Source organism: Pseudomonas sp. DY-1, from assembly GCF_003626975.1.
Lineage (GTDB): Bacteria > Pseudomonadota > Gammaproteobacteria > Pseudomonadales > Pseudomonadaceae > Metapseudomonas.
In genome coordinates this window covers 2,977,674-3,002,359 of sequence record NZ_CP032616.1, presented here as the reverse complement: position 1 = coordinate 3,002,359, position 24,686 = coordinate 2,977,674, and the positions used below count along the sequence as shown (strand labels likewise).

Sequence of the window (24,686 nt, the reverse complement as noted above, 5' to 3'; positions counted from 1 at the left end):
TAAATAGACAAGCATGGCCTTACTGCAGATCGCCGAACCCGGGCTGAGCCCCCAGCCGCACCAGCGCCGCCTGGCGGTTGGCATCGACCTGGGTACTACCAATTCGCTGGTCGCTGCTGTGCGCAGCGGTGTCGCCGAACCCCTGCCGGATGCTGAAGGCCAGGTCATCCTGCCCTCCGCCGTCCGCTATCACGCCGATCGCGTCGAGGTCGGTCGCAGTGCCAAGCAGGCTGCTGCCAGTGATCCGTTCAACACCATCATTTCGGTCAAGCGCTTCATGGGGCGCGGCCTGGAAGACGTCAAGCAGTTGGGCGAGCAACTGCCCTATCGCTTCGTTGGTGGCGAATCACACATGCCCTTCATCGAGACCGTCCAGGGTGCCAAGAGCCCGGTGGAAGTCTCGGCTGACATTCTCAAGGCCCTGCGCCAGCGCGCCGAGCAGACTCTCGGTGGCGAGCTGGTTGGTGCGGTGATTACCGTGCCGGCTTACTTCGATGAGGCTCAGCGCCAGGCCACCAAGGACGCCGCGCGTCTTGCCGGGCTCAATGTGCTGCGCCTGCTCAATGAGCCTACCGCTGCCGCTGTGGCCTATGGCCTGGATAAGCAGGCTGAAGGCGTAGTCGCCATCTACGACCTGGGTGGCGGCACCTTCGATATCTCAATCCTGCGCCTGACCCGCGGCGTCTTCGAGGTCATGGCTACCGGTGGCGACAGCGCCCTGGGCGGCGATGATTTCGACCATGCGATTGCCGGCTGGATGGTCGAGCAGGCCGGTCTTTCCGCCGACCTCGATCCCGGCGTACAGCGCAGCCTGTTGCGCGCTGCGTGCGATGCCAAGGAAGCCCTGACCGATACCGACCGCGTCGAGTTGGTCCATGGCGATTGGCGTGGCGTGCTCACTCGTGAGCAGTTCGACTCCCTGATCGAGCCCATGGTCGCCCGCAGCCTCAAGGCCTGTCGTCGCGCCGTGCGTGATGCCGGCATCGAGTTGGATGAAGTCGAGGCTGTTGTCATGGTCGGCGGTTCCACCCGCGTGCCGCGTGTACGTGAGGCCGTAGCCGAGATGTTCGGCCGCCAACCGCTGACCGATATCGATCCTGATCAGGTCGTGGCCATCGGCGCGGCCGTGCAGGCCGATACGCTGGCGGGCAACAAGCGTGGTGAAGAGCTGCTGCTTCTCGACGTAATTCCACTGTCGCTCGGCCTGGAAACCATGGGCGGGCTGATGGAGAAGGTGATTCCGCGCAACACCACGATTCCAGTGGCCCGCGCCCAGGATTTCACCACCTATAAGGATGGCCAGACGGCCATGATGATCCACGTGCTCCAGGGTGAGCGCGAGCTGATCAAGGATTGCCGTTCCCTGGCACGCTTCGAGTTACGCGGCATTCCGCCGATGGTGGCGGGTGCGGCGAAGATCCGCGTGACCTTCCAGGTGGACGCCGACGGCTTGCTGGGCGTGACTGCCCGCGAGCTGGCTTCGGGCGTCGAGGCAAGTATCCAGGTGAAGCCGTCCTACGGACTGACTGATGGCGAGATATCTCGCATGCTGCAGGACTCCTTCCAATACGCCGGCGAAGACAAGAATGCCCGCGCCCTGCGCGAGCAGCAGGTCGAGGCCGAGCGCCTGCTGGAAGCTGTCCAGGCTGCGCTGGACGCCGATGGCGAGCGACTGTTGGATGACGCCGAGCGCGCCGCCATCCTCGACAGCATGCAGACCCTGCGCGATCTGGCGGCTGGCGGTGATGTCGTCGCCATCGAGGGCCAGATCAAGCGCCTGTCCCAGGTGACCGATGCCTTTGCCGCGCGTCGTATGGATGCCGCCGTCAAGGCAGCCCTGTCCGGCCGCCGACTCAACGAAATCGAGGATTGAACCAGAAATGCCGCAGATCATCTTCCTGCCCCACGCCGAGCATTGCCCCGAGGGTGCCGTGATCGAGGCTCAGCCGGGCGAAAGCATCCTGAATGCCGCACTGCGCAGCGGTATCGACATCGAACATGCCTGCGAGAAGTCCTGCGCCTGCACCACTTGCCACGTGGTGGTGCGCGAGGGCTTCAATTCCATGGAGGCTTCCGACGAACTGGAAGACGACATGCTGGACAAGGCCTGGGGGCTGGAGCCAAATTCCCGCCTGTCCTGCCAGGCGCTGGTAGCTGACGAGGATCTGGTGGTGGAAATTCCGAAATACACCATCAACCAGGTTTCCGAGGGGCATTGAGCATGAGCCTGAAATGGACCGATGTGCTGGAAATCGCTATCCAGCTCGCTGAAGCCAAGCCCGATGTCGACCCGCGTTACGTCAATTTCGTCGATCTGCACAATTGGATTCTGGCGTTGCCGGAGTTCTCCGATGACCCGCAGCGCGGTGGCGAGAAGGTTCTTGAGGCCGTGCAGGCTGCCTGGATCGAAGAAGCCGACTGACCAGCTTCCGCCCCTGGGCTCCGGCCCTACGCATTTCCCCCTAACCCGCGTATAATTCGCGGGTTTAATTTTTCGCTTTAATCCTTGTTTCTGGAGTTTTTCCATGGCTGTCGAACGTACTCTCTCCATCATCAAGCCGGACGCTGTTGCCAAGAACGTAGTGGGTGAGATCATCACCCGCTTCGAAAAGGCCGGCCTGCGCGTCGTTGCCGCCAAGATGGTTCAACTGTCCGAGCGCGAAGCCGGCGGTTTCTACGCTGAACACAAAGAGCGTCCCTTCTTCAAGGACCTGGTTTCCTTCATGACTTCCGGCCCGGTAGTCGTTCAGGTTCTGGAAGGCGAGAATGCCGTTGCCAAGAACCGTGAACTGATGGGTGCCACCGATCCGAAGAAAGCCGACGCCGGCACCATTCGCGCCGATTACGCCGTTTCCATCGACGAAAACGCCGTACACGGTTCGGATTCCGAGGCTTCCGCTGCTCGCGAAATCTCCTACTTCTTCGCCGCCACTGAGGTGTGCGCTCGCATTCGCTAATAGCGAATGGGAGAGGGTGAAGCCATGACTGAATCGACCGGTAAAGTGAATCTGCTGGGTCTGACCCAGCCGCAACTGGAAAGCTTCTTCGAGTCCATCGGGGAAAAACGCTTCCGCGCCGGTCAGGTGATGAAGTGGATTCACCACTTTGGCGTCGATGATTTCGACGCCATGAGCAATATCGGCAAGGCCTTGCGCGACAAGCTCAAGGCCTCTGCCGAGATACGCGGCCCGGAAGTGGTCAGCCAGGACATCTCCAGTGATGGCACCCGCAAGTGGGTGGTCCGCGTGGCCTCCGGCAGCTGCGTCGAAACCGTGTACATCCCGCAAGGCGGCCGTGGCACCCTGTGTGTCTCGTCCCAGGCCGGGTGCGCTCTGGATTGCAGTTTCTGCTCGACGGGCAAGCAAGGTTTCAACAGCGACCTCACTGCCGCCGAAGTGATCGGCCAGGTGTGGATCGCCAACAAGTCCTTCGGGACCATCCCCGCGAAGATCGACCGTGCCATCACCAACGTGGTGATGATGGGCATGGGCGAACCGCTGCTGAATTTCGACAACGTGGTCGCCGCCATGAACATCATGATGGACGACCTCGGTTACGGCATCTCCAAGCGCAAGGTGACCCTGTCTACCTCCGGCGTGGCGCCGATGATCGACAAGCTGGGCGAGGTGATCGACGTTTCCCTCGCGCTGTCGCTGCACGCGCCGAACGACCCGCTGCGCAACCAGTTGGTGCCGATCAACAAGAAGTATCCCCTGGCCGTGGTGCTCGATTCCTGCCGCCGCTACATCTCCCGCCTGGGCGAGAAGCGCGTGCTGACTGTCGAATACACCCTGCTCAAGGACGTCAACGACCAGCCCGAACACGCCACCCAGATGATCGAGCTGCTCAAGGACTTCCCCTGCAAGATCAACCTGATTCCGTTCAATCCCTTCCCGCACTCGGGTTACGAGCGTCCGAGCAATAATGCGATCCGCCGCTTCCAGGACCTGTTGCACAAGGCCGGGCACAATGTCACCGTCCGCACCACTCGTGGCGAAGACATCGATGCAGCTTGCGGCCAACTGGTCGGCCAGGTCATGGACCGTACCCGTCGCAGCGAGCGCTACATCGCAGTGCGCCAACTGAACGCTGAAGCGGAGGCGTCCAGTAACGCCGCGAACCGGAACTAGAGAAGGACAACCCATGATCCTGCGCGCTGCGCTGCTCCTCGCTTCCACCGTACTGCTCGCGGCCTGTGTGTCGACTGGTCAGGTCGACCCGATGAAGACCGACTCGGGCCGTGATGCAGCACGCGATGCGTATATCAACCTGGGCATCGGCTACCTCAAGCAGGGTGCTACTGAACGTGCCAAGGTGCCGTTGAAGAAAGCCCTGGAGATGGACCCGTCCAACGCGGATGCCAATGCGGCCCTTGCGCTGGTGTTCCAGACCGAGATGGAGCCGGACCTGGCCGACCAGCACTATCGCAAGGCGCTGTCTTCCCGCAACGATCCGCGCATCCTCAACAACTACGGCACCTTCCTGTACGAGCAGGGGCGCTACAAAGATGCCTACGAACGCTTCCAGCAGGCCGCCGAGGACAACCTCTATCCAGAGCGCTCTCGGGTATTCGAGAACCTCGGCCTGACTGCCCTGAAGATGAACAACCCTGCACTGGCCAGGCAGCATTTCGACAAGGCGTTGCGCCTCAACCGGCAGCAGCCCCTGGCATTGCTGGAAATGTCTCAACTGGCTTTCGATGATAAGCAGTACGTGCCGGCCCGCGATTTCTATCAGCGCTACTCGCAGATAGCCCCGCAGAACGCTCGAAGCCTGCTGCTCGGCGCACGTCTGGCGACCATTTTCGAAGACCGCGACCAGGCCGCCAGCCTCGGTCTGCAACTCAAGCGACTCTATCCCGGCACGCCGGAATATCAGCAATACCTGTCGGAGCAATGATGAAAGCGTCGCATCCCGAAGCTGTAGCGGCGACCCGCGCCAACCCAGGTGAGACCCTGCGTAGGGCTCGTGAGAGCAAGGATTTGACCCTGGGTGAGGTCGCCCGCCACTTGAACCTGACCGAGCACGCAGTGCGCCAGCTTGAGGCCGGTGACTTCGACCAGTTACCAGGGCACACCTTTGCTCGCGGCTACGTGCGCGCCTACGCCAAACTGCTGGGTATGGATCAGGCGGCACTGGTGGCCGAGTTCGATCATTTCACCGGAACCGACGCCAAGGGCAGCAGCGTGCATAGCCTGGGGCGCATCGAGGAACCGGTTCGACTTTCCCAAAGCGTGCTGCGTGTTGTCAGCTTCGTCATCCTGCTTGCATTGGGGGCGGTGGGTTTCTTCTGGTGGCAGGAGCACTCCAGCCGCAACAGCGAAGAGTCAGCCAGCGTGAATATGGAACATGTGGAAGTGGAAAGTGCCGACGGTACAACCCAGATCCACCCGCTCGACGAACCGGAAGACCAGGCGGTAGCTGAGGCCCAGGAAAGCCAGGCGTCTACTCCTGCCCAGGTATCACCGGAAACCGCTGCTCAGCCTGAACAGCAGGTCGCAGAAGGCGGGGCCCCGGCTGCCCCGGCCGGTGAGATCGCAGCGGTCACTCCTGCCGCTCCGGCCCAGGCGCCGACCGTTGCCGTCGCTCCAAGCACTCCGACCGTGCAGTCGTCCGTTCCTGATGCTCCTGTTGCTCCTGACGCGCCTGCTGCTGCCCAGCCTGAGGCGCCTGTGGCTGCGGCAACTCCGGCTACCGTAGCTCCTGCGGCCCCTGCGCCGGCTCCTGTAGTCGCTCAGCAGGGCCAGGGTGTCGTGCGTATCCAGTTCACTGCCAATTGCTGGACTCAGGTCACCGACGCCGACGGCAAGGTGCTGGTCAGTGGGCTCAAGCGTACCGGCGACAGCCTGGAGTTGGCCGGCAAGGCTCCGTTGGAGGTTCGTCTTGGCTTCGCACGTGGCGCCCAGCTCAGCTATAACGGCCAGTCGGTCGATGTGGCGCCTTACGTCCGCGGCGAGACCGCGCGCCTGAAGTTGGGGCAATAAGTCATGCATTGCGAATCACCGATCAAACGCCGCGTCTCGCGGAAAATCTGGGTTGGCTCGGTTCCGGTGGGCGGTGATGCGCCTATCGCCGTCCAGAGCATGACCAACACCGATACCTGTGACGTTGCCGCCACCGTGGGTCAGATCCAGCGTCTGGTGGATGCCGGCGTCGATATCGTTCGTATTTCCGTGCCGGATATGGACGCTGCCGAGGCATTCGGCCGCATCAAGCAGCAGGTCCAGGTACCGCTGGTGGCGGACATTCACTTCGATTACAAGATCGCCCTGCGTGTTGCTGAGCTGGGTGTCGACTGCCTTCGCATCAACCCGGGCAATATCGGTCGCGAAGATCGCGTCAGGGCTGTGGTCGATGCCGCGCGCGACAAGGGCATCCCGATCCGCATCGGTGTCAACGCCGGTTCGCTGGAGAAGGACCTGCAGAAGAAGTACGGCGAGCCCACTCCGCAGGCTCTGGTCGAGTCTGCGCTGCGCCATGTAGAGCATCTCGACAAGCTGGACTTCCAGGACTTCAAGGTCAGTGTAAAGGCGTCCGACGTGTTCATGGCCGTCGAAGCCTATCGCCTGCTGGCCAAGCAGATCGTGCAGCCCCTGCACCTTGGCATCACCGAAGCTGGTGGCCTGCGTTCCGGTACCGTGAAATCCGCGGTGGGTCTTGGCATGCTGCTTGCCGAGGGAATCGGCGACACCATCCGCATCTCCCTGGCGGCGGACCCGGTCGAAGAGGTAAAGGTCGGTTTCGACATCCTCAAGTCTCTGCACTTGCGTTCCCGTGGCATCAACTTCATCGCCTGCCCGAGCTGCTCGCGGCAAAACTTCGACGTGGTCAAGACCATGAACGAGCTGGAAGGCCGTCTCGAGGACCTTCTGGTGCCAATGGACGTGGCTGTGATCGGTTGCGTGGTCAATGGTCCGGGAGAAGCCAAGGAAGCCCATATCGGCCTTACCGGTGGCACCCCGAACAACCTTGTCTACATCGACGGCAAGCCGGCGCAGAAGCTGAATAACGACAACCTGGTGGATGAGCTGGAGCGGCTCATTCGCGAGAAGGCGGCCGCAAAGGCCGAAGCTGACGCGGCGTTGATCGCCCGCAGCTGAAACAAGGAATCCACGTGAGCAAGACTCTGCAAGCCATTCGTGGCATGAACGACATCCTGCCGGAGCAGACGCCTGCTTGGCGTTATCTGGAAAATACCGTGGCCGATCTGCTAGATGCCTACGGTTACAAGGAAATCCGTCTTCCGATCCTCGAGTTCACCGAGCTGTTCGCGCGCGGTATTGGCGAAGGCACCGACGTGGTCGACAAGGAGATGTACACCTTCCTCGATCGCAACGAAGAGTCGCTGACCATGCGTCCTGAAGGCACCGCGGGCTGCGTGCGCGCCGTGCTCGAGCATGGCCTCACCGGCGGTGGTCAGGTGCAGAAACTCTGGTACGCGGGCCCCATGTTCCGCTACGAGAAGCCGCAGAAAGGCCGCTATCGCCAGTTCCACCAGATGGGCGTCGAAGTCTTCAACCTGCCCGGCCCGGACATCGATGCCGAGCTGATCGTGCTCACCTGGCGCCTGTGGAAAAAGCTCGGACTTGCCGAAGCGGTAACCCTGCAGTTGAACAGCCTGGGTTCCAGCGAGGCCCGTGCCCGCTATCGCGATGCCCTGGTCGCCTACCTGCAGGAGCGTTACGACCTGCTGGACGAAGACAGCCAGCGCCGTCTGACCACCAACCCGCTGCGCATTCTCGACAGCAAGGATGGCGGCACCCAGGCTCTGCTGGTGGACGCACCGACCCTGCACGATTACCTCGACGAGGAGTCGCTGGTCCACTTCGAAGGCCTCAAGGCACGACTGGACGCCGTGGGCATTCGCTACGAAATCAACCAGAAGCTGGTGCGCGGCCTGGACTACTACAGCCGCACCGTCTTCGAGTGGGTGACCGACAAGCTCGGCTCCCAGGGCACCGTCTGCGCCGGTGGCCGTTACGATGGCCTGGTCACTCAGTTCGGCGGCAAGCCGACGCCGGGCGTGGGTTATGCCATGGGCGTCGAGCGTCTCGTGTTGTTGCTGGAAACCCTCGGCCTGGTGCCGGAAGAGTTGAACAGCCCCGCCGACGTCTTTATCTGCGCCTTCGGCGAAGCCGCTGAACTGGCTGCGCTCGGTCTTTCCGAGCAGTTGCGCGATGCCGTTCCGGGCCTGCGCCTGCTGGTCAATGCTGGTGCCGGCAGCTTCAAGAGCCAGTTCAAGAAGGCGGACAAGAGCGGCGCCCGTTATGCGCTGATCCTGGGGGACGACGAACTGGCCAAGCGCGTGGTAGGTTGCAAGCCGCTTCGCGACGACAGCGAACAACAAAGCATTGCCTGGGATGCTCTGGCTGAGCATCTCGCAGCCTGCCTGAAGCAGGCTTGAGCAACTAAAGATCAGGAGTACGGGGTTAAGCATGCAGACTGAAGAAGAACAGATTGCGCAGTTCAGGGACTGGTGGCAGCGCAACGGCAAACCCATGCTCACTGGCGGCGCATTGGCGCTGGCGGTGGTCTTTGGTTGGCAGGCCTGGCAAAAGTACGAATCCAATCAGGCCCAAGGCGCCTCGATCGTTTACCAGCAACTGCTGGAAACCGCTCTGAACCCGAGTGGCACCCCGGATTCGGCGAAGGTTGCCGAGCTCGCCGGCAAATTGAAAAGCGATTTCGGCGGTACTCATTACGCGCAGTACGGCAGCCTGTTCGTGGCCAAGGTCGCGGTCGAGGCTGGCAAGCTGGATGACGCCGCCGCCGAACTCAAGTCCGTGCTCGACAAGCCTGCCGATGCGACCCTGGGCGAGCTGGCTCGCCAGCGCCTGGCCCGTGTGCTGGCCGCGCAGAACAAGGCCGATGAAGCCCTCAAGCTGCTTGATGGCGATGCCGACAAGGCCTTTGTCGCCAGCCGCGAAGAACTCAAGGGCGACCTGCTGGTTCAGCTGGGTCGCACCGACGACGCGCATGCCGCCTACCTGAAAGCCAAGGCCGCACTGCCCGAAGACGCCGCCGTGGGTGGCCTGCAGATGAAGCTCGACGACCTGGCAAAAGGGGACGCGTGACGTGATGCGTTGGAAGAATGCCGCAGTGCTGGCTCTGGCCGTTTTGGCCGTGGGCTGCAGCAGCAACAGCAAGAAGGAACTGCCGCCGGCCGAGCTGCCCGACATCACTGAAGAAGTGACGCTGGACAAGGGCTGGAGCCGTTCGATTGGTGATGGCCAGGGTGAAACCTACAACCTGTTGGTGCCCGCCGTCGATGGCGACACCATCTATGCCTCGGACGTGAACGGCGAGGTCATGGCGCTCAATCGCTTCAATGGCGACGTGATCTGGAAGCAGGATCTCGAACTGCCGGTATCCGGCGCTGTGGGTGTCGGCTACGGCCTGGTGATGGTCGGCACCCTGAAGGGTGAAGTCGTTGCCCTGGACGCCACCAACGGTGAAGAAAAATGGCGCGCTCGCGTCAACGGCGAAGTGCTGGCGCCGGCGGCCAACAACGGTGACGTGGTGGTCGTGCAGACCCAGAACGACACCCTGTTCGGTTTCGATGCCGCCACCGGCAATCAGCTCTGGATCTACGAGAACACCCCGGCCGTGCTGACCTTGCGTGGTACCGGCGCGCCCATCGTGACCAACAACCTGGCCGTGGCCGGACTTTCCACCGGCAAGGTGCTCGCTCTGGACATCAAGCGCGGCATTCCGGTCTGGGAGCAGCGCGTGGCCGTGCCCCAGGGCCGCTCCGAGCTGGATCGTGTGGTGGACATCGACGGTGGCCTGCTGCTTTCTGGCGGTACCATCTACATGGCCACCTACCAGGGACGCGTCGCGGCACTGGACCTGGAAAGCGGCCGTGTGCTCTGGCAGCGTGAGGCGTCCAGCTATGCCGGCGTCGCCCAGGGTTTCGGTAACGTCTACGTGAGCCTGGCCAATGGCACCGTGGAAGGCGTGGACGAGCGTTCCGCCTCCGCCTTGTGGAGCAACGACTCCCTGGCCCGTCGCCAGCTGTCGGCTCCGGAAGTGTATTCCAGCTATGTGGCTGTCGGTGACTTCGAAGGCTACCTGCACCTGCTGAGCCAGGTGGACGGTCACTTCGTCGGCCGCGTGAAGATCGACGGCGACGGCCTGCGTGCCCGTCCGCTGGTGGTCGGCGAGTGGATGTATGCCTACGGCAACGGCGGAAAGCTGGTCGGCCTGACCATCCGCTAAGCTGAAGCTTGATACCCGGCCGCTGCCGTCAATCGGCAGCGGCCTTTGTGTTTTCTGAAATAACGAGTGGAGAGCCTCATGGTTCCCGTAATCGCCCTGGTGGGTCGGCCAAACGTCGGCAAGTCCACCCTGTTCAACCGCCTGACCAAGACCCGTAACGCGATCGTCGCGGAGTACGCCGGTCTCACCCGTGACCGCCAGTACGGCGAGGCGAAGTGGCAGGGCCGCACCTATATCGTCATCGACACCGGGGGTATCTCCGGGGATGAGGAAGGTATCGACGCCAAAATGGCCGAGCAGTCCCTGCAGGCCATCGAGGAAGCCGATGCGGTGTTGTTCATGGTCGACTCCCGCGCCGGAATGACCGCAGCCGATCAGATGATCGCCGAGCACCTGCGCAAGCGGAACAAGCGCAGCTTCCTGGTGGCCAACAAGGTCGATACCGTCGATCCGGATATCGCCCGCGCCGAGTTCAGCCCCCTGGGCCTGGGTGACGCCTTGCCGATCGCCGCCGCCCATGGCCGCGGCATCAGCCAGATGCTGCAGGAAGCACTGGGCGAGTTTCCCCGCGACGACCAGGCCGACGAAGAGGAAGCCGCCGAGGCCGAAGTGGTTGCGGAAGGCGAGGAAGCCAAGCGCATCCCCGGCCCGAGCGAGAAGGATGGCATCAAGATCGCCATCATCGGCCGTCCCAACGTCGGTAAATCCACCCTGGTCAACCGTATGCTCGGCGAAGAGCGGGTGATCGTGTACGACCAGGCGGGGACTACCCGTGACAGCATCTACATCCCCTTCGAGCGCAACGAGGAGAAGTACACGCTGATCGACACCGCCGGTGTACGCCGTCGCGGCAAGATCTTCGAGGCTGTGGAAAAGTTCTCGGTGGTGAAAACCCTGCAGGCCATCCAGGACGCCAACGTGGTGGTCTTCGTGATGGATGCCCGCGAAGGTGTGGTCGAGCACGACCTCAACCTGCTGGGCTTCGTGCTGGAAACCGGCCGCGCGCTGGTCATTGCCCTGAACAAGTGGGACGGCATGGAGCCGAGTGAGCGCGACTATGTGAAGACCGAGCTGGAACGCCGGCTATTCTTCGTCGATTTCGCCGATATCCACTTTATTTCCGCCTTGCACGGCACCGGCGTCGGCCACCTGTACAAGTCGGTTCAGGACTCTTTCCGCTCGGCGATCACCCGTTGGCCCACCAGTCGCCTGACCCAGATCCTCGAGGGCGCGGTGCAGGAGCACCAGCCGCCGCTGGTCAACGGCCGCCGCATCAAGCTGCGCTATGCCCACCTGGGTGGTGCCAACCCGCCGCTGATCGTGATCCACGGCAATCAGGTCGAGTCGGTTCCCAAGTCGTACTCCCGGTACCTGGAAAACACCTACCGGCGCGTGCTGAAGCTGGTCGGTACGCCGATCCGCATCGAGTACAAGGGCGGCGAGAACCCCTACGAGGGCAAGAAGAACACCTTGACCGAGCGCCAGGTGAACAAGAAGCGACGCCTCATGTCGCACCACAAGAAATCCGAGAAGAAGCGCCGCGACAAGAAGCGCTGATTCATCGGAACGGAAGAGGGCGCCCTGGGGCGCCCTTTTTCTTGGCCATTGCCGAGTGTGCCTCGCTGCGGTCCCGCGTTAAGCTATGGCCCACTTCCCAGTCGCCAGCAGCCTGATGAAATGATCGCCAGCAAGTTGCCCAACGTCGGCACCACCATCTTCACCCGCATGTCCCAGCTCGCCGCTGAAGTCGGCGCCATAAACCTGTCCCAGGGCTTTCCGGATTTCCCCGCGCCTGGCGCCCTGTGCGACGCGGTTGGGCGGCATATCGCCAGCGGACACAACCAGTACGCCCCCATGACCGGCTTGCCGGCCCTGCGCGAACAGGTGGCCGCCAAGGTAGCCACGTTCTATGGTCGCCAGGTCAGCGCCGACAGCGAGGTGACCGTCACCCCCGGCGCCACTGAAGCTATTTTCTGCGCGATCCATGCGGTGGTCCGGGCCGGCGACGAAGTGATCGTCCTCGACCCTTGCTACGACAGCTATGAACCTTCGGTGGAACTTGCCGGCGGCCGCTGCGTGCACGTACCCCTGGCGCTGCCGGGCTTCTCCATCGACTGGCAGCGCATGCGCGACGCCCTCAGTCCGCGTACACGCATGATCATCCTCAACAGCCCGCACAACCCGAGCGGCGCGCTGATTTCCCGCGCGGAACTGGACCAATTGGCCGAGCTGATTCGTGACCGTGACATCTATCTGGTATCGGACGAGGTCTACGAGCACCTGGTATTCGACGGCGTTGGCCACGTCAGCGTGCTTGCCCATGACGAACTCTACGCCCGAGCCTTCGTGGTCAGTTCCTTCGGCAAGACTTATCACGTCACCGGCTGGAAGACTGGCTACGTGGTGGCGCCGCCCGCGCTTTCTGCCGAGCTGCGCAAGGTCCACCAGTACGTGAATTTCTGCGGCGTCACCCCGTTGCAGTGGGCGCTGGCCGACTTCATGGCTGCGCACCCGGAGCACCTGGCCGAGTTGCCGGCCTTCTACCAGGCCAAGCGCGACCTGTTCTGCGATCTGCTGGCCGGTTCGCGCTTCCGCTTCACCCGTGCCGCTGGCACCTATTTCCAATTGGTCGACTACAGCGGCATTCGCAACGACCTGGATGACGTGGCCATGTCCGAGTGGCTGACCCGCGAGCACGGCGTGGCCGCCATTCCGGTTTCGGTGTTCTACCAGCAAGCGCCAAAAGAACTGCGCCTGGTACGGTTCTGCTTCGCCAAACGTGAGGAGACGCTGCGCCAGGCGGCGGAAAAGCTATGCGCGATCTGACTTCCCTGCCTGATCTCAAGCTGGCCCTGGTGCAGACCACTCTGGCCTGGCACGACCGCGCCGCGAACCATGCCCACTTCGAAACCCTGCTGGAACAGGCGAAAGGCGCGGACCTGGTTGTCCTGCCGGAGATGTTCACCACCGGTTTTTCCATGGACTCGGCAGCCCTCGCAGAGCCTGAAGACGGGCCGACCTACTCCTGGCTGCGTGAGCAGGCGCGACGTCTGGATGCCGTGATCACCGGCAGCGTCATCATCCAGGCCGCCGATGGTAGCCATCGCAACCGCCTGCTCTGGGCGCGTCCCGATGGCGAAGTCCTGCATTACGACAAGCGCCACCTGTTCCGTATGGCCGGTGAGCACAAGCACTACACCCCAGGCGAAACGCAGGCGCTGTTCGAGCTGAAAGGCTGGCGAGTGCGCCCGCTTATCTGCTACGACCTGCGCTTCCCGGTGTGGAGCCGCGACGCCAACGATACTGATCTGCTCCTGTACACGGCCAACTGGCCAGCAGCCCGGCGCCATCACTGGAACCGCCTGCTACCGGCACGCGCCATCGAGAACCTCTGCTACGTGGCGGCGGTAAACCGCGTCGGCACCGATGGCAAGGGGCATGGTTACAGTGGCGATAGCCAGGTGCTGGATTTCCAGGGAGAGAACCTGCTGGATGCCGGCGATATCGATGGCGTCTTCATCACTGATCTGTCCGCTTCACAACTGGCGGCCTACCGCGAGCGCTTCCCTGCGATGCGCGACGCGGACACCTTCGACCTGCACCTTTGAGCCCGGGGGAACCATGAGCGAGCACAAGCCGCTACCTGCCGGGGGTAACCTGCTCGTGGCGGGAGAGAAGGTCTACAACACGCCCGTGGAAGTCACCCTGGCGGTGATCGGCGGCAAGTGGAAGTCGCTGCTGGTCTACCACCTGATCCCAGAGTCCCGGCGCTTCTCCGAACTCAAGCGGCTGGTGCCGGGCATCACCGAGAAGATGCTGACGCAGCAACTGCGTGAGCTGGAACGCGACGGTATCGTCACGCGCACGGTCTATGCAGAAGTGCCGCCACGGGTGGAGTACCGCCTCACCGAACATGGCTTGAGCCTGAAACCGGTGCTGGATTCCATGTGTGCCTGGGGCAAGTGTCACTGGCAGCAGCAGGGGTAGGCGCTTTCTGGAGCCGAATCCCTGGCCACTGTGGGAGCGAATTGATTCGCGAATGAGTTGGCTTCCACAGCGTCTCCGAAAAAGAAAACCCCGCCGAATGGCGGGGTTTTTTATTGCGCTATCGGCTTCAGGCAGCTTCGGCCTCGGCCTGGCTCAGGGCGCGGTTGAGGGCGCTGAACAGGGCACGGAAGCTCGCGGTGGTGAGGTTCTCGTCGATGCCGATACCGTGCAGGGCACGGCCGCCGTTGACGCGCAGTTCGATGTAGGCCGCGGCCTTGGCATGGGTACCGGCGCCGATGGCGTGTTCGGAGTAATCCATGATCTCCACCTTCACCGGCAGACTGGCCACCAGGGCTTCCAGCGGGCCCTTGCCCATGCCGCGCATGTGCTGGGTTTCACCCTTGAACTGGACCTCGATATCCACGGCGCTGGTGCCGTTCTCCTCCTGCAGGCGATGGCCCTTCAGGGTGAATGGTGCGGTGGCCTGCAGGTACTCGGCGTCCAGCAGTTTGTAGATCTGATCGGCAGTCATTTCCAGGCCAAGGCGATCCGTTTCCTTCTGCACCACCTGGCTGAACTCGATCTGCATGCGGCGTGGCAGGCTGATACCGTATTCCTGCTCCAGCAGGAAGGTGATTCCGCCCTTGCCGGACTGGCTGTTGACGCGAATCACTGCCTCATAGCTGCGACCGATGTCGGCCGGGTCGATCGGCAGGTAGGGCACTTCCCAAACGGCGTCGTCCTTCTGCTGGGCGAAGCCCTTGCGGATGGCGTCCTGGTGGGAGCCGGAGAATGCGGTATGCACCAGGTCACCCACGTACGGGTGACGCGGGTGGACCGGCAGCTGGTTGCATTCTTCGACGACCTTGCGCACGGCATCGATGTCGGAGAAGTCCAGTTGCGGGTGCAGGCCCTGGGTGTACATGTTCAGCGCCAGGGTCACCAGATCGACGTTGCCGGTGCGCTCACCGTTGCCGAACAGGCAGCCTTCGACGCGGTCAGCACCGGCCATCAGGCCCAGTTCGGTGGCGGCGACGCCGGTGCCGCGGTCGTTGTGGGTGTGCAGGCTGATGATGACCGAGTCGCGGCGGCTGACATGGCGACCGAACCATTCGATCTGGTCGGCGTACACGTTCGGCGTGGCGCATTCCACGGTGGCCGGCAGGTTGAGGATGATCTTCTTCTCGGGAGTCGGTTGCCAGACGTCGATTACCGCATCACAGACTTCCACAGCGAAATCCAGCTCGGTGGAGCTGAAGATTTCCGGCGAGTACTGGAAGGTCCAGTCGGTGCCCGGCTGCTCGGCAGCCAGCTTCTTGATCAGTTTGGCGGCGCTGGTGGCGATCTCGATCACGCCGGCCTTGTCCTGGTTGAAGACGATGCGGCGGAAGGACGGCGCGGTGGCGTTGTAGACGTGGACGATGGCCTTCTTTGCACCCTTCAGGGATTCGAAGGTACGGGTGATCAGGTCCGCGCGTGCCTGGGTCAGCACCTGGATTGTCACGTCATCCGGGATGTGGCCGCCTTCGATCAGCTCGCGGACGAAGTTGAAATCGGTATCGGAGGCGGACGGGAAGGCCACCTCGATTTCCTTCAGGCCTACCTGCACCAGGGTCTTGAAGAAGCGCATCTTCTTCTGCGCATCCATTGGCTCGATCAGCGACTGGTTACCGTCACGCAGGTCGGAGCTGCACCAGATCGGCACTTCGGTAATGGTCTTCGACGGCCAGGTACGGTCCGGCAGGTTGATTGCGGGGAAGGCGCGATACTTGCGGGACGGGTCTTTCAGCATGCTCATGGGGCAAATCCTTTTTACTGCGGGCCGTGTGGTGGTCGGCCAGGCATTGAAGTCGGCGATTGCGGCGGAGGTGGGATTCAGCCACGCAGTCGTGGGCTGACCAGTCGCAGGCAGGCGTGTTGACGCAGAAGGATGAGGGTGTGTGCGGTTCTCATAGGGGCTAACCCTATTCATCGTGAGTGAATATGGCAAGCATTGTGGAAAAAATGGTGAAAAAGAGCGCAAGAATCTGCAAGTGGGTTATTTATTGCGTGATCGTTGCGATTTTCTATAGATGATTGCGTCGCTCTTTTGGGGCGAGACAGCCAGCCCGCGAAAGGCCCATTACCGGGCAATTCGCGGACAGCGCCCAGGTCACTCCGCCTTTGGCAGGCGTAACGCGCGCATGTCTGCGCCACTGGGGTGCTGGAACACCCGCAGGCCGAACTCGGGAAGGATCGCCAGCAGGTGGTCGAAGATGTCGGACTGGATGGCCTCATAACTCGCCCAGGCGGTGGTATTGGTGAAGCAGTACAGCTCCAGGGGCAAGCCGTCGGCGGTGGGGGCCAACTGCCGCACGATCAGGGTCATGTCCTTGCGGATGTCCAGGTTCTCCCGCAGGTAGTGCTCGACGTAAGCGCGGAAGGTCCCGATGTTGGTCAACTGGCGGCTGTTGACGGGCAGCCGAAGGGGCTCATCCAGTTGGCTATTCCAGCTGAGCAGCTCGCTTTCCTTGGCTTTCAGGTAGCCGTCCAGCAGACGGAATCGGTGCAGGTGGTCGATGTCATCCGCGCTGAGGAAATGCACGCTGTTCTGGTCCAGGTACAGGCAGCGCTTGATCCTCCGGCCACCGGACTCCTGCATGCCACGCCAATTCTTGAACGAGTCGGTGATGAAGCGCTTGGTGGGTATGGTGGTGATGGTCTTGTCCCAGTTCTGCACCTTCACCGTATGCAGGGCGATGTCGATCACGTCGCCGTCGGCATTGAGCTGCGGCATTTCCACCCAGTCGCCGACGCGAATGATGTCGCTGGAGGTTATCTGCACGCTGGCCACCAGGGACAGCAGGGTGTCCTGGAAGATCAAAAGCAGCACCGCAGCCATGGCGCCCAGGCCGGAGAGCAGGATCAGCGGCGAGCGGTCGATCAGGCTGGCGATCATCAGGATGGTGGCGATGGCGAAGATGGCGATCTTCAGCACCTGCACGTAACCCTTGATGGGGCGCAGGTGGGCGTCCTTGCGGCGCTGGTAGAGGCTGCTGACGATGTTCAGCGCCGCGCTCAGGGCCAGTGCGATGGTGAGAATGATGAAAGCGGCGCAGACGTTGGTGATCACTTCCACCAACTCGCTGGGCAGGTTCGGTACTACCTTGACGCCGAATGCCAGCACCAGTGCGGGTACCACGTTGGCAAGGCGCTTGATCAGGCCGTGGTCCTGTATCTGCGCGCCGGTAAGGCGAAACAAGCCGCGCAGGAGGATGCGCCGGACAATCCAGTTGGAAACCCAGGCCAGGAGGATGAGGACACTGACGGAGACGACGGTGTGCAATTCGTTGTGCTGTCTTAGCCACATCAGCCAGTGGGTGACTTCTTCTTGCATGGGCTGCTCCCTTTATCTATCCGCTGCACAGGGCGGGTCTCGGAAAGCGCGGGACCATAACAAATCCGTCCCACTGGCCCAAACCCAGGCTGTAAGCGCGGATGTCTCTCAGGGTTTGAAGGCACCGATGAAAATGGCCGGGTCCACTCGCACATCATTCAAGCTGACATTCCAGTGCATGTGCGGTCCGGTGGCGCGGCCGGTGGCGCCGACGCGGCCGACCACACCGCCGCGGGGCAGTTGCTGGCCGAGCTTCACCTCTACCTTCGACATATGACAGAACATGCTGATCAGGCCCTGGCCATGGTCGACGAACACTGTCTTGCCATTGAAGAAGTAGTCGCCGATCAGGATTACCTTGCCCGCAGCCGGAGCCTTGATCGGCGTACCGGCACCCACTGCGAAGTCCAGGCCGGAGTGAGGGTTGCGTTCCTCGCCATTGAAGAAGCGGCGCAGGCCAAAGGGGCTGGAAAGCGGACCGTTCACCGGCTTGTCGAACAGCAGGTTGCTTGGCGAGCCGGGGCTGAAGCGGCGGTAGGCAGTGGTCTGCTCGGCCAGTTCGCGGTCGATGCGCTTGAGGTCCTCAGGCAGTGGGTTCACCTGCCGTGTGTTGGCCAGCTTGATGTGCTGTTCGCGATAGGTACGCGCACCAACGGCGAAGGCCAGCTTGCGTCCGTCGCTGACCTGGATCTGCTGCTGGCCGACCTTGGTACCCAGCGGAATGCCGACGATGGCGATCCAGTCGCGGCCGTCTTCCTTCACTACCAGCACCGGCTTGCCCTGGTAGCGCGCGGTGGGGGCCTGGGCACTGCTGCCGAGCTGGACCACCGCCACGCCACCCGGCACCGGTTTGTTCAGCAGGCGCGTGATGAAGCCTTCGGCATGGGCGGGTAGGGCGAGACAGAGGAGCAGGGCAGCAAGCAGTCGCATGTTCAATCCAGCAGGGAGAGGTTCACGGGTGTGAGATGGTTGTCTTCGACCCGCACGTCCAGCTCGCCTTCACCGAGCCGGGCCTTCAGGCGCTGGCCTGGGCGAGTCTGGCTGGCGGCGCGGACGGCCTGACCGCGTTCGTCGAGGAGAATGCTGTAACCGCGCCCGAGTGTGGCCAGCGGGCTGACCACGTGCAGCGTCTGGGCCAGGGCGTCGAGGCGCTGGCGGCGGTCCTTGAGGACGTCGCGAGCGGCGCGAGGCAGACGCTCGGACAGGCTGTCGAGCTTTTGCCGCAGCAGAGCCAGGGCGCGCCCTGGATGTTGTGCGCCGAGGCGAGTGTCCAGGCGCACCAGGTGCTCATGGCGAATCTGCTGTTGGCGTTCGAACGCGCGGCGCAGGCGCATGTCCAGGTCGTCCAGGCGCTGCGCTTGCTGGCGCAGGCGTTCGCCCGGGTGACGCAGGCGTCGGAACAGGCCATCCAGACGCAGGCGTTCGCGGGTCAGGTGCTCCCGCAGGCGCAGGACGAGGCGTCGGTGCAGGCTGTCGAGGCGCTTCTGCAGTTCGCTCGCGTCCGGAGCCAGCAACTCCGCGGCGGCAGAGGGGGTAGGGGCGCGCACATCGGCGACGAAGTCGCTGATGGACACGTCTGTCTCATGACCCACGGCGCTGACGATGGGCGTCTGGCAGGCAGCCACGGCGCGCGCGACGGCTTCTTCGTTGAAGCACCAGAGGTCCTCCAGCGAGCCACCGCCACGGGCGAGTATCAGCGCGTCGAAGCCTTGGGCATCGGCAAGGGCCAGGGCGCGGACAATCTGCGCGGTGGCTTCGCGGCCTTGTACGGCAGTGGGAATCAGGGTCAGTTGCACCTGCGGCGCGCGGCGGCGGAACACGCTGATGATGTCGCGTATCACCGCGCCTGTAGGCGAGCTGATGATGCCGATGCGCTGTGGGTGGGCGGGCAGCGGTCGCTTGCGTTCGGCGGCGAACAGTCCCTCGGCGGCGAGCTTCTCCTTCAGCGCTTCGAAGGACAGGCGCAAGGCGCCATCGCCAGCCGGCTCGACCGTATCGGCGATCAGTTGGTAGTCGCCACGTCCCTCGAACAGCGAAACCTTGCCGCGTACGCGCACGGCCAGGCCATCGCGCAGGGCCTGGCGAACGCGCTGAGCGTTCTGGCGGAACAGGGCACAGCGAACCTGGGCCTGGGCGTCCTTGAGGGTGAAATAAAGGTGGCCGGATGCGGGGCGGGCGAGGTTGGAAATCTCGCCTTCCACCCAGACCTGCGGAAACACGTCCTCGAGCAGATGGCGGGCGCGTTGGTTGAGCTGGCTGACGGTCAGCACCTCACGATCGAGGCCGAGCCGTTGGAAAGGGTCTTTGAGCATGGGGGGAAATGATAATGGCTTTGTCGCCATGCGCCATAGTTGACGAGTGAGGGGCGACGGTTAAGCTGCGCGCCCTTTCCCACCCAAGCAGGAGGCCAGAGATGGAATCGAGCCAGTTGATCATTGTGCCGCAGGTATCCAGCGTGCCCGGCCATCAGGCCCTGGCAGGGCGCATGCTGCGCTGGCTGGCGCGGCGTGACGTGGTTGAGGCACTGCCGAGCACCTGTGGCCTGCGAGGCAATCGCATGGCTTACGCCATCGCCGCCGGCGCGCGCGAGGTGGTGGAAAATCCGGAGCGTCTGCCGTTCGGCCAGCCGGTGAATGGTCTCGAACTGGTGGACAAACGATGCATCTATACACCCACCCGCGATTTCCTGAACGAAGCGGGTTGTCCGGAATGCCGCCAGGAAGTGGGCGTGCCGCTGTTCGAGAGCCTGGAGGATTGGTGGCCGGGGCACACAGACAATTTCAGCTGCCCCGAATGCGGCTTCGAGGACGACATCAATGGATTCCTCTTCCCGCAGCCGTGCGGGTTCTCCAACCTGGGCTTCATCTTCAACGGCTGGGGCGAAACCCGCTTCACTCAGGCATTTCTCGATGCTTTCAGCGATCGGCTGGGGTACGCCGTGCGGCAGGTACGAACGGGCGGCTGACCGTAGAACGGATTGCAGTCGCGAAACAGGTCGAGCACCTGCCATTCGTCTCTTATGGGGTCGCGACAAGGTACTTTCGCGAATAAATTCGCTTCCGCGGCGAGAAACCCGATCTACAGACCGTCGGCCGCGTTGAGCAGAGGCCGTGGCCTCGTTATAATGGCGCGCTTCCAATTTTCCCGCCTGGGAGCCCCCGCCATGCTGCGCATCAGCCAAGAAGCCCTGACCTTCGACGACGTTCTCCTGATTCCGGGATATTCCGAGATTCTGCCGAAGGATGTCAGCCTCAAGACCCGCCTGACCCGCGGCATCGAATTGAACATCCCGCTGGTCTCCGCGGCCATGGATACCGTGACCGAAGCGCGTCTGGCCATCGCCATGGCGCAGGAAGGCGGCATCGGCATCATCCACAAGAACATGACCATCGAGCAGCAGGCTGCCGAGGTGCGCAAGGTCAAGCGCCACGAGACCGCGATCGTCCGTGACCCGGTGACCGTAACCCCCTCCACCAAGATCATCGAGCTGCTGCAGATCGCCCGTGAATACGGCTTCTCCGGCTTCCCGGTGGTGGATGAAGGCGAGCTGGTCGGCATCGTGACCGGTCGCGACCTGCGCTTCAAACCGAACGTCGGTGACACCGTCGCCGCGATCATGACGCCGAAGAACAATCTGGTGACCTCCCGCGAAGGCACCCCGCTGGAAGAGATTAAGGTCAAGCTCTACGAAAACCGCATCGAAAAGATGCTGGTGGTCGACGACAACTTCCACCTGCGCGGCCTGGTGACCTTCCGTGATATCGAAAAGGCCAAGACTTACCCCCTGGCTTCCAAGGATGACCTGGGTCGCCTGCGCGTAGGTGCTGCCGTAGGTACCGGCGCCGATACCGGCGAGCGCGTTGCCGCACTGGTTGCCGCTGGTGTCGACGTGGTGGTGGTTGACACCGCCCACGGCCACTCCAGGGGCGTGATCGAGCGCGTGCGCTGGGTCAAGGACACCTACCCGCACGTACAGGTGATCGGCGGTAACATCGCTACCGGCGAAGCCGCCAAGGCCCTGGCCGAGGCTGGCGCTGACGCGGTCAAGGTCGGTATCGGCCCGGGCTCCATCTGCACCACCCGTATCGTTGCCGGTGTCGGCGTACCGCAGATTTCCGCCATTGCCAACGTTGCCGCCGCTCTGGCCGGCTCCGGCATCCCGCTGATCGCCGACGGCGGCATCCGCTTCTCCGGTGACCTGTCCAAGGCCATCGTGGCGGGCGCCTCCTGCGTGATGATGGGCTCCATGTTCGCTGGTACCGAAGAGGCGCCGGGCGAAGTCGAACTGTTCCAGGGCCGTTCCTACAAGGCCTATCGCGGCATGGGCTCGCTGGGTGCCATGGCCCAGTCCCAGGGTTCCTCCGACCGTTACTTCCAGGACTCCTCGGCGGGTGCCGAGAAGCTGGTTCCGGAAGGCATCGAGGGTCGCGTTCCCTACAAGGGCACCCTGACCGCCATCGTTCACCAGCTGATGGGCGGCCTGCGTGCCTCCATGGGCTACACCGGTTGCTCCACCGTCGAAGAAATGCGTACCAAGCCGCAGTTCGTGCGCATTACCGGCGCGGGGATGGCCGAGTCCCACGTCCACGACGTGCAGATCACCAAGGAAGCCCCGAACTACCGCGTTGGTTGAGGCTGACTGAAAGCTAATGCGTCACGGGGCTGTCTGATTCAGCCCCGTGTCGTTTGTGAATTCCGTAACGAGAGATGGCCATGTCCCAAGACATTCACGCCCACCGGATCCTGATCCTCGACTTCGGTTCCCAGTACACCCAACTGATCGCCCGCCGTGTGCGCGAGATCGGCGTGTACTGCGAAATCCACCCGTTCGACATGAGCAACGAGGCGATTCGCGCCTTCGCTCCGCGCGGCATCATCCTCGCCGGCGGTCCCGAGTCGGTGCATGAAGCCAACAGCCCTCGCGCGCCGCAGGCCGTGTTCGACCTGAATGTGCCGCTGTTCGGCATCTGCTACGGCATGCAGACCATGGCCGAACAACTGGGCGGCAAGGTGCAAGGCTCCGACCTGCGCGAGTTCGGTTACGCCCGCGTCGACGTGGTGGGCAAGGCCCGCCTGCTTGACGGCATCGAAGACCATATCGATGACGACGGCGTACTCGGCCTAGACGTATGGATGAGCCACGGCGACAAGGTCACCGACATGCCCGCGGGCTTCCATATCCTGGCCAGCACCCCGAGCTGCCCGATCGCCGCCATGGCTGACGATCACCGCGCCTACTACGGCGTGCAGTTCCACCCGGAAGTGACCCACACCAAGCAGGGCGGTCGCATCCTCTCCCGCTTCGTGCTGGACATCTGCGGCTGCGCCGCCCTCTGGACCCCGTCCAACATCGTCGAAGACGCCATCGCCACCGTGCGTGCCCAGGTGGGCTCGTCCAAGGTGCTGCTGGGCCTTTCCGGCGGCGTCGACTCCTCCGTGGTCGCGGCGCTGCTGCACCGCGCCATCGGCGACCAGTTGACCTGCGTCTTCGTCGACAACGGCCTGCTGCGCCTGCACGAGGGCGATCACGTGATGGCCATGTTTGCCGAGAACATGGGCGTGCGTGTGATTCGTGCCAACGCTGAAGAGAAGTTCCTCTCCCGCCTGGCCGGCGTCGCCGATCCGGAAGAGAAGCGCAAGATCATTGGTCGTACCTTCATCGAAGTGTTCGATGAGGAAGCCACCCGGCTGCAGGGCATCAAGTTCCTCGCCCAGGGCACCATCTACCCCGACGTGATCGAGTCGGCCGGCGCCAAGACCGGCAAGGCCCACGTGATCAAGTCCCACCACAACGTCGGTGGCCTGCCGGAAGACATGCAATTCGAACTGGTCGAGCCGCTGCGCGAACTGTTCAAGGACGAAGTGCGCAAGATCGGTCTGGAACTGGGCCTGCCCTATAGCATGGTCTATCGCCACCCGTTCCCCGGCCCGGGCCTGGGCGTGCGCATCCTCGGCGAAGTGAAGAAGGAATATGCAGACCTGTTGCGTCGTGCGGACCACATCTTTATCGAAGAGCTGCATAAGGCGGACTGGTACCACAAGACCAGCCAGGCCTTCGTGGTGTTCCAGCCGGTGAAGTCTGTCGGCGTGGTTGGCGATGGTCGTCGTTATGCCTGGGTCGTGGCCCTGCGTGCGGTGGAAACCATCGACTTCATGACGGCCCGTTGGGCGCACCTGCCCTACGAGCTGCTGGAGACCGTCTCCAACCGCATCATCAACGAGATCGAAGGCATCTCCCGCGTCACCTACGACGTGTCGAGCAAACCGCCAGCGACCATCGAGTGGGAATGATGGGCGCTTCGGCGTCCATGCGGTAAAGCGACCGGCCAGGCCCTGAAAGCCTGGCCGTTTTGTTTTGGGCGTCGGCTTTTGTCCGCATGGGAATCCTGGTGCTCATGGCGCACCCTGCGGAGCTGCCCAACCTACGCATTGGCGTGGGTATCGACCACCAGAGTCAGGCGCGCGATGAAGCCGTCGCCGTCCGCGACCAGTTCGGCCATTGACTGCTCGCCCTGCTGACGTCGGAAGATGTAGTCCTGCTCCAGCCGCGTCCAGTCCTGGCCGGGGAGGGAGTAGGGCGCTTTCGCCATCGCCGGGCGGATGACCGACTCGGGGAAGTACAGCTGGCCGGTGTGGATATCCCGTTCACTGAGATGCACCTTGAGGTGAACATGGTTGGTCCGGCCGGGGTAGTAGCCAGGGATGATGCTGCGAAATTCTGCGCGGCCGTCGTCGTCGGTGATCTGTACGCCACGCAGGAAGCGGCTCGCAGAGTCGCTTCCTGCGCCCGAATAGGCGCCCTGCGCATCGCAGTGCCAGATTTCCAGGGCGGCATCGCCCAGGGGATGGCAGCCGTCCAGTTGCAGCACCTCGAACTGCAGTCGCAACGCAGTGCCTGGTTTGCCGTCCGTGATGTCCTGGCGCAACAGCGCATCTTCCAGATAGAAGGGCCCGGCGGTCTGCTCCGGGCTGAGATGGCAGGCCCTGGTGTTATCGGACAGGCTGAATCTCGGCCAGCTCAACAACACCAGGCCGCCAAGACCGAATTGCATCAGTTGGCGGCGGGTAGGATGCACGGAGACGCTCCTCTGAAGAGAGTCGGGAC

Annotated in this window: 23 protein-coding genes; 18 read left to right on the top strand and 5 right to left on the bottom strand. The window is 63.0% G+C overall.

Annotated elements, in window-relative coordinates:
- Positions 1-13: 13 nt before the first annotated feature.
- From hscA to D6Z43_RS14070, 15 genes are all read left to right on the top strand, one after another.
- Positions 14-1,873: a Fe-S protein assembly chaperone HscA gene (hscA, locus tag D6Z43_RS14140; protein WP_120652806.1), complete on the top strand. Its 1,860-nt coding sequence runs from the start codon at positions 14-16 to the stop codon at positions 1,871-1,873.
- Between the two features lie 7 nt (positions 1,874-1,880).
- On the top strand, positions 1,881-2,219 hold the full coding sequence (gene fdx, locus D6Z43_RS14135; protein ID WP_120652805.1) for an ISC system 2Fe-2S type ferredoxin: 339 nt from the start codon (positions 1,881-1,883) through the stop codon (positions 2,217-2,219).
- A gap of 2 nt (positions 2,220-2,221) precedes the next feature.
- Entirely contained in the window at positions 2,222-2,422 is a 201-nt protein-coding gene (gene iscX, locus D6Z43_RS14130) for a Fe-S cluster assembly protein IscX (RefSeq protein ID WP_120652804.1), read from the top strand.
- Between the two features lie 103 nt (positions 2,423-2,525).
- The gene (gene ndk, locus D6Z43_RS14125) at positions 2,526-2,957 is read left to right on the top strand and encodes a nucleoside-diphosphate kinase (protein WP_077522642.1); all 432 of its coding nucleotides are present in this window, start codon (positions 2,526-2,528) and stop codon (positions 2,955-2,957) included.
- Between the two features lie 24 nt (positions 2,958-2,981).
- A complete protein-coding gene (gene rlmN, locus D6Z43_RS14120; protein WP_077522640.1) occupies positions 2,982-4,130 on the top strand; it encodes a 23S rRNA (adenine(2503)-C(2))-methyltransferase RlmN in 1,149 nt (382 codons plus the stop codon).
- Between the two features lie 13 nt (positions 4,131-4,143).
- Entirely contained in the window at positions 4,144-4,899 is a 756-nt protein-coding gene (gene pilW, locus D6Z43_RS14115; protein WP_120652803.1) for a type IV pilus biogenesis/stability protein PilW, read from the top strand.
- Complete coding sequence (locus tag D6Z43_RS14110; protein WP_120652802.1) at positions 4,896-5,984, top strand: RodZ family helix-turn-helix domain-containing protein; 1,089 nt, start codon at positions 4,896-4,898, stop codon at positions 5,982-5,984. Before pilW ends, D6Z43_RS14110 begins: the two co-directional genes overlap by 4 nt.
- 3 nt (positions 5,985-5,987) lie before the next feature.
- Positions 5,988-7,100: a flavodoxin-dependent (E)-4-hydroxy-3-methylbut-2-enyl-diphosphate synthase gene (gene ispG / locus D6Z43_RS14105; RefSeq protein ID WP_120652801.1), complete on the top strand. Its 1,113-nt coding sequence runs from the start codon at positions 5,988-5,990 to the stop codon at positions 7,098-7,100.
- Between the two features lie 14 nt (positions 7,101-7,114).
- Positions 7,115-8,404 (top strand): histidine--tRNA ligase, encoded by a 1,290-nt coding sequence (gene hisS, locus D6Z43_RS14100; RefSeq protein WP_120652800.1) that lies wholly within the window; start codon positions 7,115-7,117, stop codon positions 8,402-8,404.
- 31 nt (positions 8,405-8,435) lie between these two features.
- Entirely contained in the window at positions 8,436-9,074 is a 639-nt protein-coding gene (locus tag D6Z43_RS14095; RefSeq protein WP_120652799.1) for a YfgM family protein, read from the top strand.
- Between the two features lies 1 nt (position 9,075).
- Positions 9,076-10,218: an outer membrane protein assembly factor BamB gene (gene bamB / locus D6Z43_RS14090; RefSeq protein WP_120652798.1), complete on the top strand. Its 1,143-nt coding sequence runs from the start codon at positions 9,076-9,078 to the stop codon at positions 10,216-10,218.
- A gap of 78 nt (positions 10,219-10,296) precedes the next feature.
- The gene (gene der / locus D6Z43_RS14085) at positions 10,297-11,775 is read left to right on the top strand and encodes a ribosome biogenesis GTPase Der (protein ID WP_120652797.1); all 1,479 of its coding nucleotides are present in this window, start codon (positions 10,297-10,299) and stop codon (positions 11,773-11,775) included.
- A gap of 120 nt (positions 11,776-11,895) precedes the next feature.
- Positions 11,896-13,044 carry a pyridoxal phosphate-dependent aminotransferase gene (locus D6Z43_RS14080; RefSeq protein WP_120652796.1) on the top strand — a complete coding sequence of 383 codons (1,149 nt, stop codon included), beginning with the start codon at positions 11,896-11,898 and terminating at the stop codon, positions 13,042-13,044.
- A complete protein-coding gene (locus D6Z43_RS14075; RefSeq protein ID WP_120652795.1) occupies positions 13,032-13,826 on the top strand; it encodes an amidohydrolase in 795 nt (264 codons plus the stop codon). The genes D6Z43_RS14080 and D6Z43_RS14075 overlap by 13 nt, the downstream gene beginning before the upstream one ends.
- Positions 13,827-13,839: 13 nt before the next feature.
- Positions 13,840-14,205, top strand: coding sequence for a helix-turn-helix domain-containing protein (locus tag D6Z43_RS14070; protein WP_120652794.1), 366 nt, complete (start codon positions 13,840-13,842; stop codon positions 14,203-14,205).
- Positions 14,206-14,332: 127 nt separating this feature from the next.
- On the opposite strand, the gene leuA is transcribed toward D6Z43_RS14070, so the two are convergent.
- The 4 genes from leuA to xseA all read right to left on the bottom strand — a co-directional run bounded on the left by leuA (position 14,333) and on the right by xseA (position 19,893).
- The gene (gene leuA / locus D6Z43_RS14065) at positions 14,333-16,003 is read right to left on the bottom strand and encodes a 2-isopropylmalate synthase (RefSeq protein WP_218569220.1); all 1,671 of its coding nucleotides are present in this window, start codon (positions 16,001-16,003) and stop codon (positions 14,333-14,335) included.
- A gap of 354 nt (positions 16,004-16,357) precedes the next feature.
- Positions 16,358-17,581 carry a mechanosensitive ion channel family protein gene (locus D6Z43_RS14060; RefSeq protein ID WP_120652793.1) on the bottom strand — a complete coding sequence of 408 codons (1,224 nt, stop codon included), beginning with the start codon at positions 17,579-17,581 and terminating at the stop codon, positions 16,358-16,360.
- A gap of 108 nt (positions 17,582-17,689) precedes the next feature.
- Positions 17,690-18,511 (bottom strand): peptidoglycan DD-metalloendopeptidase family protein, encoded by an 822-nt coding sequence (locus D6Z43_RS14055; RefSeq protein ID WP_120652792.1) that lies wholly within the window; start codon positions 18,509-18,511, stop codon positions 17,690-17,692.
- A 2-nt stretch (positions 18,512-18,513) separates the two neighbouring features.
- Positions 18,514-19,893: an exodeoxyribonuclease VII large subunit gene (xseA, locus tag D6Z43_RS14050; protein WP_120652791.1), complete on the bottom strand. Its 1,380-nt coding sequence runs from the start codon at positions 19,891-19,893 to the stop codon at positions 18,514-18,516.
- 101 nt (positions 19,894-19,994) lie between these two features.
- Here xseA and D6Z43_RS14045 point away from each other — a divergent pair, with 101 nt between their 5' ends.
- The 3 genes from D6Z43_RS14045 to guaA all read left to right on the top strand — a co-directional run bounded on the left by D6Z43_RS14045 (position 19,995) and on the right by guaA (position 23,872).
- Complete coding sequence (locus D6Z43_RS14045; RefSeq protein ID WP_120652790.1) at positions 19,995-20,546, top strand: sugar ABC transporter ATPase; 552 nt, start codon at positions 19,995-19,997, stop codon at positions 20,544-20,546.
- A gap of 198 nt (positions 20,547-20,744) precedes the next feature.
- Positions 20,745-22,214, top strand: coding sequence for an IMP dehydrogenase (guaB, locus tag D6Z43_RS14040; RefSeq protein ID WP_120652789.1), 1,470 nt, complete (start codon positions 20,745-20,747; stop codon positions 22,212-22,214).
- Between the two features lie 80 nt (positions 22,215-22,294).
- Complete coding sequence (guaA, locus tag D6Z43_RS14035; protein WP_120652788.1) at positions 22,295-23,872, top strand: glutamine-hydrolyzing GMP synthase; 1,578 nt, start codon at positions 22,295-22,297, stop codon at positions 23,870-23,872.
- A gap of 131 nt (positions 23,873-24,003) precedes the next feature.
- On the opposite strand, the gene D6Z43_RS14030 is transcribed toward guaA, so the two are convergent.
- Positions 24,004-24,657, bottom strand: coding sequence for an intradiol ring-cleavage dioxygenase (locus D6Z43_RS14030; protein ID WP_120652787.1), 654 nt, complete (start codon positions 24,655-24,657; stop codon positions 24,004-24,006).
- Positions 24,658-24,686: the final 29 nt, after the last annotated feature.

Bases quoted from the DNA above. Each gene is read 5' to 3' on its own strand.
- hscA (WP_120652806.1), top strand. From the start codon at position 14: ATGGCCTTACTGCAGATCGCCGAACCCGGGCTGAGCCCCCAGCCGCAC.
- fdx (WP_120652805.1), top strand. From the start codon at position 1,881: ATGCCGCAGATCATCTTCCTGCCCCACGCCGAGCATTGCCCCGAGGGT.
- iscX (WP_120652804.1), top strand. From the start codon at position 2,222: ATGAGCCTGAAATGGACCGATGTGCTGGAAATCGCTATCCAGCTCGCT.
- ndk (WP_077522642.1), top strand. From the start codon at position 2,526: ATGGCTGTCGAACGTACTCTCTCCATCATCAAGCCGGACGCTGTTGCC.
- rlmN (WP_077522640.1), top strand. From the start codon at position 2,982: ATGACTGAATCGACCGGTAAAGTGAATCTGCTGGGTCTGACCCAGCCG.
- pilW (WP_120652803.1), top strand. From the start codon at position 4,144: ATGATCCTGCGCGCTGCGCTGCTCCTCGCTTCCACCGTACTGCTCGCG.
- D6Z43_RS14110 (WP_120652802.1), top strand. From the start codon at position 4,896: ATGATGAAAGCGTCGCATCCCGAAGCTGTAGCGGCGACCCGCGCCAAC.
- ispG (WP_120652801.1), top strand. From the start codon at position 5,988: ATGCATTGCGAATCACCGATCAAACGCCGCGTCTCGCGGAAAATCTGG.
- D6Z43_RS14095 (WP_120652799.1), top strand. From the start codon at position 8,436: ATGCAGACTGAAGAAGAACAGATTGCGCAGTTCAGGGACTGGTGGCAG.
- der (WP_120652797.1), top strand. From the start codon at position 10,297: ATGGTTCCCGTAATCGCCCTGGTGGGTCGGCCAAACGTCGGCAAGTCC.
- D6Z43_RS14080 (WP_120652796.1), top strand. From the start codon at position 11,896: ATGATCGCCAGCAAGTTGCCCAACGTCGGCACCACCATCTTCACCCGC.
- D6Z43_RS14075 (WP_120652795.1), top strand. From the start codon at position 13,032: ATGCGCGATCTGACTTCCCTGCCTGATCTCAAGCTGGCCCTGGTGCAG.
- D6Z43_RS14070 (WP_120652794.1), top strand. From the start codon at position 13,840: ATGAGCGAGCACAAGCCGCTACCTGCCGGGGGTAACCTGCTCGTGGCG.
- leuA (WP_218569220.1), bottom strand. From the start codon at position 16,003: ATGAGCATGCTGAAAGACCCGTCCCGCAAGTATCGCGCCTTCCCCGCA.
- D6Z43_RS14060 (WP_120652793.1), bottom strand. From the start codon at position 17,581: ATGCAAGAAGAAGTCACCCACTGGCTGATGTGGCTAAGACAGCACAAC.
- D6Z43_RS14055 (WP_120652792.1), bottom strand. From the start codon at position 18,511: ATGCGACTGCTTGCTGCCCTGCTCCTCTGTCTCGCCCTACCCGCCCAT.
- xseA (WP_120652791.1), bottom strand. From the start codon at position 19,893: ATGCTCAAAGACCCTTTCCAACGGCTCGGCCTCGATCGTGAGGTGCTG.
- D6Z43_RS14045 (WP_120652790.1), top strand. From the start codon at position 19,995: ATGGAATCGAGCCAGTTGATCATTGTGCCGCAGGTATCCAGCGTGCCC.
- guaB (WP_120652789.1), top strand. From the start codon at position 20,745: ATGCTGCGCATCAGCCAAGAAGCCCTGACCTTCGACGACGTTCTCCTG.
- guaA (WP_120652788.1), top strand. From the start codon at position 22,295: ATGTCCCAAGACATTCACGCCCACCGGATCCTGATCCTCGACTTCGGT.